The organism is Pectobacterium versatile (assembly GCF_003932035.1).
Lineage (GTDB): Bacteria > Pseudomonadota > Gammaproteobacteria > Enterobacterales > Enterobacteriaceae > Pectobacterium > Pectobacterium versatile.
Genome location: NZ_CP034276.1, coordinates 3,458,075 through 3,471,865, shown reverse-complemented (window position 1 = coordinate 3,471,865; position 13,791 = coordinate 3,458,075). Strand labels below are relative to the sequence as shown.

12 protein-coding genes are annotated in these 13,791 nt (G+C 52.3%); 5 read left to right on the top strand and 7 right to left on the bottom strand.

The window, feature by feature from the left end; all coding sequences use genetic code 11:
* Positions 1–1,164 carry a galactokinase gene (gene galK, locus EIP93_RS15780; protein WP_103862477.1) on the top strand — a complete coding sequence of 388 codons (1,164 nt, stop codon included), beginning with the start codon at positions 1–3 and terminating at the stop codon, positions 1,162–1,164.
* 41 nt (positions 1,165–1,205) lie between these two features.
* Here the strand turns inward: galK and EIP93_RS15775 are convergent, their stop codons facing one another.
* The 3 genes from EIP93_RS15775 to mgtE form a co-directional block, all read right to left on the bottom strand.
* Positions 1,206–1,643 (bottom strand): type II toxin-antitoxin system HicB family antitoxin, encoded by a 438-nt coding sequence (locus EIP93_RS15775; RefSeq protein WP_102118900.1) that lies wholly within the window; start codon positions 1,641–1,643, stop codon positions 1,206–1,208.
* A 164-nt stretch (positions 1,644–1,807) separates the two neighbouring features.
* Positions 1,808–1,990, bottom strand: a complete 183-nt coding sequence (locus tag EIP93_RS15770) for a type II toxin-antitoxin system HicA family toxin (RefSeq protein ID WP_039515475.1) — start codon at positions 1,988–1,990, stop codon at positions 1,808–1,810.
* A gap of 115 nt (positions 1,991–2,105) precedes the next feature.
* Positions 2,106–3,584 carry a magnesium transporter gene (gene mgtE, locus EIP93_RS15765; protein WP_103940895.1) on the bottom strand — a complete coding sequence of 493 codons (1,479 nt, stop codon included), beginning with the start codon at positions 3,582–3,584 and terminating at the stop codon, positions 2,106–2,108.
* Positions 3,585–3,815: 231 nt separating this feature from the next.
* Here mgtE and EIP93_RS15760 point away from each other — a divergent pair, with 231 nt between their 5' ends.
* Both EIP93_RS15760 and EIP93_RS15755 read left to right on the top strand, forming a co-directional pair.
* Positions 3,816–4,253: a MarR family winged helix-turn-helix transcriptional regulator gene (locus EIP93_RS15760; RefSeq protein WP_170310009.1), complete on the top strand. Its 438-nt coding sequence runs from the start codon at positions 3,816–3,818 to the stop codon at positions 4,251–4,253.
* Positions 4,254–4,441: 188 nt separating this feature from the next.
* Positions 4,442–4,867: an organic hydroperoxide resistance protein gene (locus tag EIP93_RS15755; protein WP_039486432.1), complete on the top strand. Its 426-nt coding sequence runs from the start codon at positions 4,442–4,444 to the stop codon at positions 4,865–4,867.
* Between the two features lie 295 nt (positions 4,868–5,162).
* Here EIP93_RS15755 and EIP93_RS15750 read toward each other — a convergent pair whose 3' ends face one another.
* The 4 genes from EIP93_RS15750 to ppk1 form a co-directional block, all read right to left on the bottom strand.
* Positions 5,163–5,378, bottom strand: a complete 216-nt coding sequence (locus tag EIP93_RS15750) for a YfgG family protein (protein WP_103862474.1) — start codon at positions 5,376–5,378, stop codon at positions 5,163–5,165.
* Between the two features lie 219 nt (positions 5,379–5,597).
* Complete coding sequence (locus EIP93_RS15745; protein WP_102118896.1) at positions 5,598–5,786, bottom strand: YjfB family protein; 189 nt, start codon at positions 5,784–5,786, stop codon at positions 5,598–5,600.
* A 230-nt stretch (positions 5,787–6,016) separates the two neighbouring features.
* On the bottom strand, positions 6,017–7,552 hold the full coding sequence (ppx, locus tag EIP93_RS15740) for an exopolyphosphatase (RefSeq protein ID WP_125232954.1): 1,536 nt from the start codon (positions 7,550–7,552) through the stop codon (positions 6,017–6,019).
* Entirely contained in the window at positions 7,552–9,624 is a 2,073-nt protein-coding gene (ppk1, locus tag EIP93_RS15735; protein WP_103862471.1) for a polyphosphate kinase 1, read from the bottom strand. Before ppk1 ends, ppx begins: the two co-directional genes overlap by 1 nt.
* Before the next feature lie 340 nt (positions 9,625–9,964).
* On the opposite strand from ppk1, the gene EIP93_RS15730 reads away from it, so the two are divergent.
* Together EIP93_RS15730 and pstA are read left to right on the top strand one after the other, a co-directional pair.
* Positions 9,965–12,133, top strand: coding sequence for an ABC transporter permease subunit (locus tag EIP93_RS15730; RefSeq protein WP_125232953.1), 2,169 nt, complete (start codon positions 9,965–9,967; stop codon positions 12,131–12,133).
* Positions 12,130–13,776, top strand: a complete 1,647-nt coding sequence (gene pstA / locus EIP93_RS15725) for a phosphate ABC transporter permease PstA (RefSeq protein ID WP_125232952.1) — start codon at positions 12,130–12,132, stop codon at positions 13,774–13,776. The genes EIP93_RS15730 and pstA overlap by 4 nt, the downstream gene beginning before the upstream one ends.
* Positions 13,777–13,791: the final 15 nt, after the last annotated feature.

The following is a 13,791-nucleotide window of genomic DNA, read 5'->3' as shown; positions in this document are numbered from 1 at the left end:
ATGAGCCGTATTGATTCTCTACGTCAGTTAACCGAGTCTGTTTTTGTCCGATTATTTGGCTATGCGCCGCACGCGGCTATTCAGGCTCCCGGCCGGGTCAACCTGATTGGTGAGCACACCGACTATAACGATGGTTTTGTCTTACCTTGTGCTATCGATTACCAGACGGTGGTCAGCGCGGCGGTACGTCAGGATGGCATCGTGCGGGTGGTGGCGGTGGACTTTGACAACCAGCAGGATGAATTCGATCTCGCCAAAGAGATCGTGCCTCACCCGGACTATACCTGGGCGAACTATATCCGTGGAACGGTGAAATTTTTGCTGGCGCGTGGCCTGCCGCTCACTGGCATGGATATGGTTGTCTCCGGTAACGTGCCTTCTGGCGCAGGGCTAAGTTCATCGGCCTCGCTGGAAGTGGCTATCGGGCAGACGTTCAAGGAGCTGAATGATCTGGACATCAGCCAGCTGGATGTGGCCTTGAACGGTCAGCAGGCAGAAAACCATTTTGTTGGCTGTAGCTGCGGCATTATGGATCAGTTTATTTCTGCTCAAGGGCGTGTTGGTCAGGCGCTGTTGATCGACTGCCGCTCTCTGGAAGGGCGCTCTGTACGTATGCTCGACGGTGTTGACGTCCTGATCGTGAATTCTAACGTGCGCCGTGGGCTGGTGGACAGCGAATACAACACGCGACGCCAGCAGTGTGAAGCCGCGGCGCGTCACTTTAACGTCAAGGCGCTGCGTGATGTTTCCCTCGCACAGTTTGAAGCGGGAATCGAGGGGCTGGATCCAGTAGCGGTACGCCGTGCGCGACACGTTATTACCGAGAACCGCCGTACGCTGGAAGCGGCCGATGCGCTGGCGCGTCAGGATGCGCACCGTTTGTTTACGCTGATGGCGGAATCACATGTTTCCATGCGCGACGACTTTGAAATTACCGTGCCACCGATCGATGCGCTGGTGGATCTGATTCAAGAGTATGTCGGTGAGCGGGGCGGTGTACGTATGACTGGAGGCGGTTTCGGTGGCTGCATTGTCGCCCTTATCCCTTCGGCGCTGACGGATGAAGTCAAACAGGTGATTGAACGGGAATATCCGGCGCGTACCGGTCTTCAGCCGTCCATCTACCTGTGTCAGGCATCCGGTGGTGCGGGTCGCGTGAGTTAAGTTCAGGCTGGAAAAGGTGAGGGAAACCTCACCTTTTCCATTTATTGCCGAGCCTGTGGGGAAATAGAAATATTAACGTCGCGGTTAAGCTGGCGCAGAGCTAACTCTATCGTTTCAACTTTTGATGAATGTTCAACATCCAAAAGGCGATCAATTTGCGGACCTTTTTGGCCTAAGCGTCTGGCAAGTTCAGCTTTACGCGTTCCTGTTTCAATCATTGCATTATGTAATGCAGCCTTCATCGTCACTAATACTGGGATCGTGACAACGTGCTCTCCTGCTATTGGTGCGCTAGCGTAAGGAACTGGACGGCGTTCTTCAATTTCGATGGCTATGGCGGTAACAATTCCGTCAACAGATTCCAGAAGGGCTGAGTCAACGGAGTCACCAACCGAATTCATTAATGGCAAATCGCGGCAAGAAACCACGTATTGTCCGGTTGCTTCGTCGAGTTCCAGTTTTACGGGATAGTTGAACATACTTTTACCTCTAAATGGGGTTTCCCCCGATGTAACGAGAATCGCACTTACATAGATTATAGTGGTATCGACTTAATCATATTAGTGGTTCTTCTAACCAATTCGCTGAATTTACAGAAATTTTGGTATATGAGATAGCCAAATTGGCTGGTAAGCCTTAAGTATCATAGCCCCAAATCTTTCATGATTTTCTTACGAAGAGGCTCAGGTATTTCTTTTGCGCCATGAAAAGGCAAAACGGATGCTTTTCCGTTTAATTTAACTTTAAGGTGGCTTCCACCTCCCGATGCTTTAGTCAATTCTGCTCCTTGTTGCAGAAGCCAGCGTCTGAATTCAGAATATTTCATTTGGCATCCCGCCACGTTGCTCAGTTTTCACCCTATAACCACACTAACTTATTTGTATAAAATGACAACTTATATGTTAACTAATGAATCATTAATGTTGACTCTAGCCCTTTTATCAAGGCAGCAGGAACAGCGTTGCTAATCCTAGGAAAATAAAGAAGCCGCCGGTATCCGTGATCGCCGTAATCATTACGCTGGAGCCGATGGCCGGGTCGCGGCCGAGTTTCATCATGACCAACGGAATAGCGACGCCCATCAGCGCGGCGAGCAGCAGGTTCAACAGAATCGCCAGCATCATCACGCCACCCATCGCGGCGTTACCATAGAGCAGGAAGGTCACCACGCCCATAATCGTGCCCCATATCACCCCGTTTACCAGCGCAACGCCTAATTCTTTCAGCAGCAGGTACGATTTCTTGCCGTGTTCGAGCTGATGCAATGCCAGTGCACGCACAATCATGGTGATCGTCTGGTTGCCAGTATTCCCGCCGATGCCGGCGACAATCGGCATGAGCGTCGCCAGCGCCACCAAATGGGATAACGTGTGCTCAAACAGGCCGATGACCCGCGAGGCGATGAGCGCCGTACAAAGATTGATGGCCAGCCACGCCCAGCGATTGCGAAATGATTTATACACGGGCGCGTAGACGTCTTCAGAAGGCGTTAAGCCCCCCGAACGCCGCAGATTGCTGTCGCTTTCTCGATTCACGACGTCGAGGATATCCTCAATCGTCAGGCGTCCCATGAGTTTCCCTTTGCTATCGACCACGGCGCTGGAAATTAAATCGTAACGTTCAAAAGCCCCTGCGGCTTCTTCGACTTTATCTTCAGGCTGGAACCGCAACGGCTGATCGTCCATGACGTCAGTAACCAGAGCATTAGGCGAATGGAGCAGAATGTTGGCCAGCGATAGCTCGCCGATCAGCGTGTTCTTGCGATCGGTAACAAACAGCTTATCGGTGGAATTGGGGATCTTTTTGCGATAGCGCAGATAGCGCTGTACGGCCGCGAGCGTGACATCAGCGCGCACGGTGATGAGTTTGAAATCCATCATGTGGCCGAGGCAGTCTTCATCATAATTGATGGCTGCACGTAGCTGTGCGCGCTGCTTCGGCTCAAGCGAAGTCAGTATTCTGCCCAGTAGATGACGGGGGACGAGGCGAGACAGCTGAGCCTGCTCATCAACATCCAGTATCCGAGCCGCCCTTAGGATTTCCTTGTCCTGCATATCGCCGATCAGATCGTCAGAAATGCTATCAGAGGCCTCAATCAACACGCGGCCGCGCTTCTCTACAGGAATAAGCCGCCAGAGCGCCAGCCGTTCATCCTGTGGTAAGGATTCCAGCAGGTCGGCAAGGTCAGCGGCATGCAGCCCGATGATAAGCTCGCTGATTTCTGCGGTTTGATCGAGCAGGATGCTTTTTTCGCGCAGCCTGATGTTGTTATTTAATGCAGCATTGTCGCCCAACGTTGCGTCATCGCCTGCTGTAACGCGCGGTTGCCGGTTGATAATGTCTTCAACCAGTTCTTTATTTTCCAATAGCAGAAGGGAGATACGGCGCCGGAGGTCGGTAAGTTTTTTTACACTCGACATAATGTTTTATGCTCGATCTGTTTTTTATCCGTGTTTTATTAAACGTAGCGCAAAATCAGTAGATTAAGAATAGGATTACTGGCGAATCGCCATCTGAAAGGTGTGCGATAGTGTACCCAGACGTATTTTTTATGAAAAAATCATCTAATGGATTATTAAATCGCTTGCTACTTAGTTTTTGGCGATATATAGTCAGTTCCAGAAACGTAACCGATACCGGTGGCTGAGACGATGAACGACAACGCTTACAAACTGGATGGACAACTGTGCTTCGCACTGTATTCAGCCAATCTGGCGATGAATAAACTGTATCGTCGTTTGCTGTCTGAACTGAATCTGACCTATCCCCAATATCTGGTGATGCTGGTGCTGTGGGAGCGTGATGGTTTGACGGTGTCTGAGTTGGGCGAGCGTCTGTATCTCGATTCTGCCACGCTAACGCCGTTGCTCAAGCGGTTACAAAGCGCAGGCTTAGTGGTGCGTAATCGGGGAACAGAAGATGAGCGTCAGGTGCTGGTCGGGTTAACTGAAGCAGGGCGAGCACTTCAGCAGCAGGCACGAGCGATTCCTGAAAGCGTGTTTTGCGCGACGGAATGCCATCTTGACCAGCTACAGACGATCAAAAAAGATTTAGAGACGCTGCGCAAGAATCTGATTGGGCATCTTTGAAAATACTGGCGGTTGCCTTGTGCATCCGTAGCGCTGTCAGACAGCGCTATATTTGTTAAGTAGTATGCTTTTATGCGATTTTCTTTACGCAAATAAGTAGTTCGCGATTTAATTTTTCGCTATTTAATTAAGGCCTGAGCAGCCTCTATACTGCCTTAGGCTATTCTCTAACTATCTGGAGTCACATTATGTCTATTGAAAAAGTATTATACGTTGCTCATGCTCAAGCTACTGGTGGTCGTGATGGTCGTGCGGTGTCTTCCGATAAAGCGGTTGATATTAAATTGACGACCCCACGTGAGCTGGGCGGTGCAGGCGCTGAAGGGACGAACCCAGAGCAGCTGTTCGCTGCGGGCTATTCTGCCTGTTTCCTTGGCGCGATGAAGTTTGTCGGCGCGCGTGACAAAATCGCTGTCCCTGCTGATACCACGGTAAACGGTAGCGTAGGCATCGGTGCCATCCCGACAGGATTTGGTATCGAAGTCGAACTGAAAATTTCCCTGCCGGGCCTGGATCGCGCCGTGGCTGAAGATTTAGTGCAGAAAGCCCATATCGTTTGCCCATACTCCAATGCAACGCGTGGCAACATCGACGTGACCCTGACTATCGTCTAAGTCCGGCTTGAAGCAAGTTCATGATTGATTGGTGAACACGATTGATTAATGAACAAAATTGATTAATAAAAACGGTGGCTGCGAAGATTCGCACTGCCGTTTTTTTTATGACGGACATCCTCGTCCGTCACCCTTCGGGCCGTTGCTACGCAACGTTGAAAAACGCTCCCGACGTTTTTTTATTGGTGCGGCATCATCTCAATAGGCAACGGGCGTGAATGACGGGCACGAGAATACGAAGGCAACAAAACCTGATGAAGAAAAAAGAGAATATAAGGAACGGGTTGGCTAAGCGCTACTCTTTCTGATTGACGAGTGCGTTGGCAGGAAGCAGTAATTGTTCAGCACGCTGCTGCTGTTTGTCTTGATGATGACCAAACGCGGTGACAGTGGAGTAAGCAAAACGGCCTAAAAGAATAATGAAGCTGATGAGTAAAACGGCACGGGCGATCCGAGAGCCACTTCGTCGTGGGCGTATCGATAATCGTCGTTTGTGGGTAAGCGTGGACATTACCAGTTAATCCTCTGTGAAAGCGAACATTCGCTGTTGTTTATTTAGGCACAAGCAGTAGGCGAGGTCAATCTACCGCAGTGAAAAAGATGATGGTCGATCCGGTTTTCGCACGTTCGGTATAAGGATTAAGGGGAGCTGGGGGAAGAATAAGGGGACGGAGAGGGCTACCAAAAACCCGCTCAAAAACGGATAAGCGGGTTGTGTAGTGCAAGGGGATTACGCCGTGGTATTGACGTTACGCCCAATCGCCGGATTTGCTGGCAGAGGGGGTAATGCCTGCAAAATACCAGCTGCAACAGCTTCTTGGTTATCGAGCGCTTTTTTCATCACTAGTGTACTGGCCTCACTGCTGGTACGCATGTTGCTGAGATCGGTAGCGAGTGATGCAATCTGTGATACATCCATTTTACTCTCCTTAATACTGAGTTGGATTGATATCCGGCATGAAAGGAAACGCATCTTTCCGCCGAGGTTGCATGATGTTGGCGAAAATTCACGCCAGCCATCATTTTGGTATCGGCCCCATCTCTGTAAACTTTATGTTAACCGGATCTCACCGGCCAGCCAAGTTACACCATTTTTCGCTACTTTACTGTTCGGCGTAGGCTCGATTTTCAACGTAACGTTTTCATCAATCAGGCTTTCTCTTCCTCAATCATCAGCTTCCAGCCAGTGACGTCCAGCCAATATTCCTGTTCCCGTTCCAAATCCAGCTGTACCAGCGTGTTGTTGGTAAAGAAGTCACGTGGGAACGTCAGCATCCAGTAGTTGTCATCGGTGTGCAGCCGTAACGATTCCGGCGTTGTCGTTGCCTGACGCTGGTTATTCAACAGCGTGGCAAGGCGCAAGAGCTGCATCATGGGCAAATACTGTTTCTTTTTGAACAGGTTCAAACGTGGCAACTCTTCCAGCTTGATCGCTTTACGGTGCAACCGCACGATCATGGACAGCACAAGCTGCTGTTCCTGATTGAAGCCGGGCAGGTTGGTGTTTTGCAGAATGTAAGCGGAATGGCGGTGCATGCCACTATGGTTAATGCCCAATCCAACCTCATGCAACATGGAAGCCCAGTTCAAAATAGCCTCAAGCTGTGGATGCACCAGATTAGGATTTTGCTCTGCCCACTGCGCATAAAGCTGCTGCGTGGTTTCCCGCACGCGTCGCGCCTGCTCGCGGTCGATATTGTAATGGGTCGCCAGGCTCTGCGCGGTACGGATACGAATATCCTGATGGCGGAATCGACCTTCCATTTCGTACAGCACGCCTTCGCGCAATGCGCCATCTGACAGGCGTAGTTCTTTGATCGCCAGCGCATCGAAAATACCGCACAGAATAGCCAGACCGGGCACCAGCACCGACTGGCGGTCTTCGGACAGACCCGGCAGACTCAGCGCTTTGAAGTGCTTAAACTGCAAGATCTGCGTGCGTAGCATTTCCAGTCGCTCGGGCGTAATCAGGCCGTCTTTCTCTCCCATCTCCACCAGAATTTCATGCGTGGCTTTGATCGTTCCAGACGCACCGAGGGCGAATTTCCAGCCGTATATGCGGTATTCCCAGGACAGCGTCTCCAGCTTTTGCGCTGCGGCCAGCCGAGCGCGCTTGAAGTTGGCTTCGCTAATTTCACCATTCGGGAAAAACTGCTGTGCGAAGCTGACGCACCCCATACGACGGCTTTCCACCAGCATCGGCTCGAAATCTTCACCGATAACCAGCTCTGTAGAACCGCCGCCGATGTCGATGACCAGCTTGCGGCCTTTTTCCGGCTGCGTATGTTCCACACCCATAAAAATCAGACGGGCTTCTTCATGGCCGGAAATGATCTCTATCGGATAGGGAATGATATCCGCCGCGCGGCGCAAAAATTCCTGCGCGTTAGCCGCCTGACGCAGCGCGTGCGTTCCGACGATGGACACGTTCATTGCTGGGAAGCCTTGTAGGCGTTCAGCAAACAGCGCCAGACAGCTCAGGCCGCGTTGAATCGCTTCTTCGCTGAGCATGTTTTTGCTGTCCAGCCCGTCGGCCAGATGCACCCGCTGTTTTAAACGTCCCAATACCTGAAGCGCACCGTTTACCACGCGTGCGATCACCATGTGAAAACTATTGGAGCCCAGGTCGATAGCCGCGAACTCTTGCGGCTTTATCTCGGTTTTTTCATTGTTCGTTAACGGCATTATTCAGGCTTATCTCCAGGTTGCTCCAACGCCTTGATGTAGTCGTAAATGGCATTTTGCGCGCGTACTTTACGCTTGTTGCCGCGTGAGACATAGCGGTTGCTCGACTCTTTATCAATGACACGGGCTTTCACCGTATCGCTGAACAGAATATCCAGCGTTTCCAGCACGCGGTTTTTCAAAATGGGATCCAGAATTTCCACTGCGACTTCAATGCGATAATCAATATTGCGTGTCATCCAGTCTGCGGAAGAGAGGTAGACTTTCTTGTCTCCGCCGTTGTTGAAGACATACACCCGATCGTGTTCCAGATAGCGGTCAAGAATACTGATGACCTGAATATTTTCGCTGATCCCCGGTAAATTAGGGATCAGTGAACACATGCCGCGTACCAGCAGATTAATTTTCACGCCCGCAGACGAAGCCTGATACAGCTTTTCCGCCAGCCCTTTATCCACCAGATTATTTACCTTAAGCGTAATGCCTGCATCACGATTCGCCAGCGCGTTTTCGATCTCGGTATCGATCAGTTGGTAGAGCTTGTCGCGGGAGTTTTGCGGTGACACCAGTAGGTGCTCGAAGCTGACCGGGCGGTAGGGGTTTTCAATGAAGTTGAAAACGCGACGGACTTCGTTGGTAATGCGTTCGTCGGCGGTTAACAGCGAGTAATCCGTATACAGGCGGGCGGTTTTCTCGTTGAAGTTACCGGTGCCGATGTGCGCGTAACGCACGATGTTTTCCCCTTCGCGGCGGGAAATCAGGAACAGTTTGGCGTGAATTTTCAGCCCAGGCACTGAGAAAATGACGTGCACGCCAGCTTCCGTCAGGCGCTTAGCCCAATGGATGTTTGCTTCCTCGTCAAAGCGTGCCTGTAGCTCTACCACGACCGTCACTTTCTTACCGTTGTGCGCCGCATGGATCATTGAGGTAATGATGCGTGAGTCTTTAGCGACGCGGTAAATATTGATTTTGATGGACAGCACGTTAGGGTCGAAAGAGGCTTGTCGCAGCAGTTCCAATACGTGTTCGAAGGTGTGGTACGGGTAATAGAGCAGAACGTCGCGCTCACGGATCGCATCAAACCCATTGCGAAAATTGTTGAACCCGGTGTGCCGTAGGCGGGGCAAGGGCTTGTTGACCAGATTGGCGCGTCCGACGTTCGGGAAAGAAATAAAGTCTTTGAAATTATGATAACGCCCACCGGGGATAACGGAGTCAAAAGAAGAGATCCCCAGTTTCTCCTGTAGCATCGCAACCATGGCGTCCGGCATGTCGCGCTGATACACAAATCTTACCGGCTCGGCGGTTAAGCGCTGCTTCAGGCTGGAAGACATCAATTCCAACAGGCTGGATTCCATTTCCGTCACCAGATCGTATTCTGCATCGCGCGTCATCTTCATGGAGTACGCGTTCAGCGCATCGTAATCAAAGAAGCCCTTGAAGATATCATCCAGACAGTAACGCAGAATGTTATCGATGAGGATCATGGTCTTACGGCGGCGCGGCGCTTCCGCTGGCAGGTTGACGAAGCGCGGTATTTTATCCGAAGGAATTTCCAGCAGGGCATAACTGATTTCATCGCCACGAATAATTTCGACGGCAAGATAGGTATAGTTATCCTTCAGGAACTCCACCAGATTGGTTTCGTTAAAGATGAGTATTGGCGTGATGTGCGGGCGCAGATATTGCCGGAAGTAGTCCCTCAGCCACTCTTGCTGATTAGGTGAAACCTGGCGCTCATTGACCAGAAAAATCTGGTTACGCGCCATCTCCAGCAGCAGTTCGTTGTACAAGCTATCGAAGATTTGATCGGTTTTTAGTACGCGCGCCTGAATTTTACCTAAAAGGTGTCGCAGATTGCCGTCCAGACCTTGTTCTTCGTTAATCAGAATGCGTCTTTTCAAATCGGCAAAACGGACTTTATAAAATTCATCAAGGTTGCTGGAGTAAATGCCAAGAAAGCGCATGCGTTCGATTAACGGATTGCTTTTATCTGCTGCTTCCTGAAGTACTCGTTCATTAAAGGATAACCAACTTAATTCTTTCTCTATGTAGAGTTTGTCCTGACCCATTGTCACTCCGCTCAACTCATGTACTGAAGGTTCATCCAATATTCATACCCTTCCTCTGTGGGTATAGGGTACAACAACATTATGGCGTGTTGATGACGATACCCGTCATATTTCGAGCCGTCTGTACGTTGGCTACCCTCACTCACCCCAGTCACTTACTAAAGTAAGCTCCTGAGGACTCCCTCGGTTGCCGCCTTCATACGACTGGAACTATTTAGGGTATAAAATCTAATTCATAGACAGACTTACCATTGTCATATTATGGGCGTAAAGGCAACATATGCTACCCGCAATACGTTAGCAACACGACTCTGGCGGCTTCACTCTAACGGCGAGAATAATGGTAAACACAGGCAACACATCACAGTATCGGGATCGTCGGCGAGCGTGGATCGATCGTTTGGTTCACCGCATTGTTGCGGGCAGTGGGCTGCTGGTGCTGGCTATGCTGTTGTTAATCTTCTTCTATCTACTGTATGTGGTGACGCCACTGTTCCTTTCCCCCACTGTTAACGGCCAAAAAACGGTGCAACGCCACAGTGCGGAGCCGTCGCTAGCGCTGGGGCTTAGCGACAACGGGCAAATCGGGTTTCGCATCGACAGTCAGGGCTATGGCGAGTTTATTCCGTTTGCGGAAAACCAGCCTATGTCGCGTATTCAGTTGGTTCCCGCGCTGAGTTTGCTGGCGCAGAGTCAGGGCGAGCGACAAATTTATGCCCTGAGTCAGCCTGATGGCCGTCTGATTTTCGTACAGCCTGTATTATCGCGTACAGAAAACCGTTCTCCAGTCTGGGATTATCCGCTGGGTGAGCAGGCGTATTCGCTTGGGTTACCCGCGCAGCCGCTGCGTCATCTGGCAGTGGCTGCGGTGGGTGAAAAGCATGTCGTTGTTGCGGCGATCGGGCAGGAAAATTCCTTGATTATTGCCGATGTTGATAAAAATGGCGTGCGGCAACGGGCGCAGACTACGCTTCCGGCGGGTACGATTAGCCAACTGCTGCTGACGCCCGACGGGCAGCAAGTGTATTTGCTCAGCGGTAAGACATTAACGCTATGGCAGGTGGGGGCGAACGCGCTGACGCTGCGGGAAGAGCGACAGTTACAACTGGCGGAACCGCTGCATCTGGCGTTGTTGTCCGGTGGACGATCGCTGCTGGTGCAGGCTGCTGACGGGCGGATTAGCCAATGGTTTGAGGTTCCGGGCGAAAAGGGGGCGACGCTGACAGAGACGCGCCAGTTTCCGCACGTTGTGGGCGAATCGGTGTTGTTGGCAACGGAGGCGCAGCGACGAGTCTTTGCCACATTGAATGCACAGGGTGAACTGTCGCTGTTTGCCAGTAAACAGTCTCATGCGCTGCTGACGCAGACGCTACCGGCCCATGCACAAACGCTGGCGTTTTCGCCACGCGGTTCTGCCATCTTGGTTGAAACGGCGCAGGGCTGGCATCGCTATCAGGTTGATAACCCGTATCCCGATATTGGCTGGCGCGGGCTGTGGCAAAAGCTGTGGTACGAGAACTACCCAGAGCCTGCCTATATCTGGCAATCCACGTCTGCGGATGACAGCTATCAGGCTAAATTCAGCATGATGCCCCTGATGCTGGGCACGATGAAAGCGGCGATTTACGCCATGCTATTTGCGACTCCGCTGGCGCTGTCTGCCGCGATTTATACCGCCTGCTTTATGTCGCCGACGCTGCGGCGCTGGATTAAACCCACGCTGGAAATCATGGGTGCGCTGCCGACGGTGGTTGTCGGCCTGATTGCGGCCATCTGGCTGGCCCCGCATTTTGCGACGTATTTGTCAGCCATTCTGGTCATGCCGATTTTATGGATGCTGGCCGTGCTCGGCTGCGGCTGGCTGATTGAGTGCCTGCCGACGCGCTGGCGCACCCGTTTCCCTGCTGGCTGGGACGCACTCTTCCTTATCCCTGCCATTTTGCTGACATTTGTGGCCGGCTGCTGGCTTGCGCCACATATCGAAATTGCAGTATTGGGGCAGCCGCTATATCAGTGGTTAGGCGATGATTTTGTCCAACGTAATACGCTGGTAGCGGGCGTTGCCCTCGGCTTCGCGCTGATCCCGCTGATTTTTTCGCTAGCGGAAGATGCGCTGTTCAGCGTACCAGCTCGCTTAAGTCAGGGATCGTTAGCGCTGGGGGCGACGGCGTGGCAAACCCTGTGGCGTGTCGTGCTGCCGTCCGCCAGCGCTGGGATTTTCGCCGCGTTGATGCTGAGTTTTGGTCGCGCCGTGGGGGAAACCATGATTGTGCTCATGGCGACGGGCAATACGCCGATTATGGATGAAGGTCTGCTTCAGGGGCTGCGTTCGCTGGCGGCGAATATTGCCATTGAAATGCCGGAAGCGGTGACGAACAGCGGTCACTATCGGGTGCTGTTCTTAACGGCATTAACGCTGTTTGTTTTCACGTTCATCGTGAACACGCTGGCTGAAACTATCCGACAGCGCTTACGCCAACGCTATCGTGATGAAGGAGAAAACGCGTGAAGCGCTGGTTCCGTTCGGGAAGGCCCTGGGTGTGGCTGACCGCGTCGTCAATTTCTATTAGCCTGCTGGCGATGCTGGCAATTATCGTGCTGCTGGCTGGGCAAGGTATGCGCTATCTGTGGCCGCAGCCCGTTTGGTTGCTGACGTTGCAGCCTGAACACGGTGCGCAGCGTGCGCTGATAGGGGAAATTTATGCGGAGCAGACGCTTTCGTCTCAGCAGTTAGAACAGGCCGGTTTGTCCTCTTCGCCCGGGGACGCTGAAACCCGCTATTTGATCAAAATTGGTCAGCGTGAAATCTATGGGCAGAGTTTCCGCTCGCTGCTGTCGCGCGATATTGTCCGCTTTGATAAACCTGCCGATATTCTGGTGTTGAAGCGGACGAATAATGGCGCGGCCTATGGCTATTTGGCTGGCATGCTGGAGGGCGAGCAGCCGCTGGTGGCGACGGATCTCCCTGCAACGTTGCAACATCGCGTCGAGCAGGTGCAGGGGTTGCTGGCGAAGACGCAGGCCATCCGCATGGGAGAGATGGCGAAGATCAACCAGCAATTTGAGACGCTGCGGCTGGAAGAGAAAAAGCGCCAGCAGGCCAAGACGCTGGATAATCAGGCGTTAGCCCGTCTTCAGGCTGAGCGCATTGAACTGCAACGCCGCTTCGATGAGCTGTCGCGCCAGTTAACCTCACTCAATCTGGAGATTAATCGCGATACCGTGCAGCTACGCGACGCAAACGGCAGCGTTCATCTTATCCCGCTCAGGGACATTGAACAGGCCTGGTTCCCTAATGCGATGAACCTGTGGGAAAAAGTCAGCCACTGGGGCGAGCAGGCGAAATTCATGCTGGTGCACTATTCGCCGGACAGCAACAGCGCTGGCCACCTTTTCCCCGCCATTTTTGGCACGGTGCTGATGGTGGTGCTGATGTCTATTGTCGTGATGCCGTTGGGCGTGATCGCCGCGGTTTATCTGCATGAGTACGCGGGGAAAAACAGCTTAACGCGCTGGGTGCGGATTGCCGTGGTCAATCTGGCGGGGGTGCCTTCTATTGTTTATGGCGTATTCGGGTTAGGCTTTTTTGTTTATCTCATCGGCGGCACGCTGGACCAACTGTTCTATTCTGAAGCGCTGCCTAATCCGACGTTTGGGACGCCGGGGCTGCTGTGGGCGTCACTGACGCTGGCATTGCTGACGCTGCCAGTGGTGATTGTGGCGACGGAGGAAGGGCTGTCGCGCATCCCAATGTCCGTGCGCCACGGTTCATTAGCGCTGGGAGCGACCAAAGCCGAAACGCTATGGCATGTTGTGCTGCCGATGGCGGTTCCCGCGATGATGACGGGCTTGATCCTCGCCGTGGCGCGTGCCGCGGGGGAAACCGCGCCGCTGATGTTGGTCGGCGTGGTGAAGTCGGTGCCGGTTTTACCGGTGGATGACATTTTCCCTTATCTGCATCTTGAGCGAAAATTTATGCATCTGGGATTCCAAATCTACGATCTGGCGTTCCAAAGCCCGGATGTGGAAGCGGCAAGGCCGCTGGTGTACATCACCGCACTGCTGTTGGTGTTGATTGTGGTTGGCTTGAACCTTGCGGCGATTGGGATTCGCCATGTTCTGCGTGAGAAATACCGTTCGTTATCACTTTGAAAGTAGGATGAAGTT

Coding starts and splice junctions, on each gene's coding strand:
- galK (WP_103862477.1), top strand. CDS start 1: ATGAGCCGTATTGATTCTCTACGTCAGTTAACCGAGTCTGTTTTTGTC.
- EIP93_RS15775 (WP_102118900.1), bottom strand. CDS start 1,643: ATGTTCAACTATCCCGTAAAACTGGAACTCGACGAAGCAACCGGACAA.
- EIP93_RS15770 (WP_039515475.1), bottom strand. CDS start 1,990: ATGAAATATTCTGAATTCAGACGCTGGCTTCTGCAACAAGGAGCAGAA.
- EIP93_RS15730 (WP_125232953.1), top strand. CDS start 9,965: ATGGTAAACACAGGCAACACATCACAGTATCGGGATCGTCGGCGAGCG.
- EIP93_RS15750 (WP_103862474.1), bottom strand. CDS start 5,378: ATGTCCACGCTTACCCACAAACGACGATTATCGATACGCCCACGACGA.
- mgtE (WP_103940895.1), bottom strand. CDS start 3,584: ATGTCGAGTGTAAAAAAACTTACCGACCTCCGGCGCCGTATCTCCCTT.
- EIP93_RS15745 (WP_102118896.1), bottom strand. CDS start 5,786: ATGGATGTATCACAGATTGCATCACTCGCTACCGATCTCAGCAACATG.
- ppk1 (WP_103862471.1), bottom strand. CDS start 9,624: ATGGGTCAGGACAAACTCTACATAGAGAAAGAATTAAGTTGGTTATCC.
- ppx (WP_125232954.1), bottom strand. CDS start 7,552: ATGCCGTTAACGAACAATGAAAAAACCGAGATAAAGCCGCAAGAGTTC.
- EIP93_RS15760 (WP_170310009.1), top strand. CDS start 3,816: ATGAACGACAACGCTTACAAACTGGATGGACAACTGTGCTTCGCACTG.
- EIP93_RS15755 (WP_039486432.1), top strand. CDS start 4,442: ATGTCTATTGAAAAAGTATTATACGTTGCTCATGCTCAAGCTACTGGT.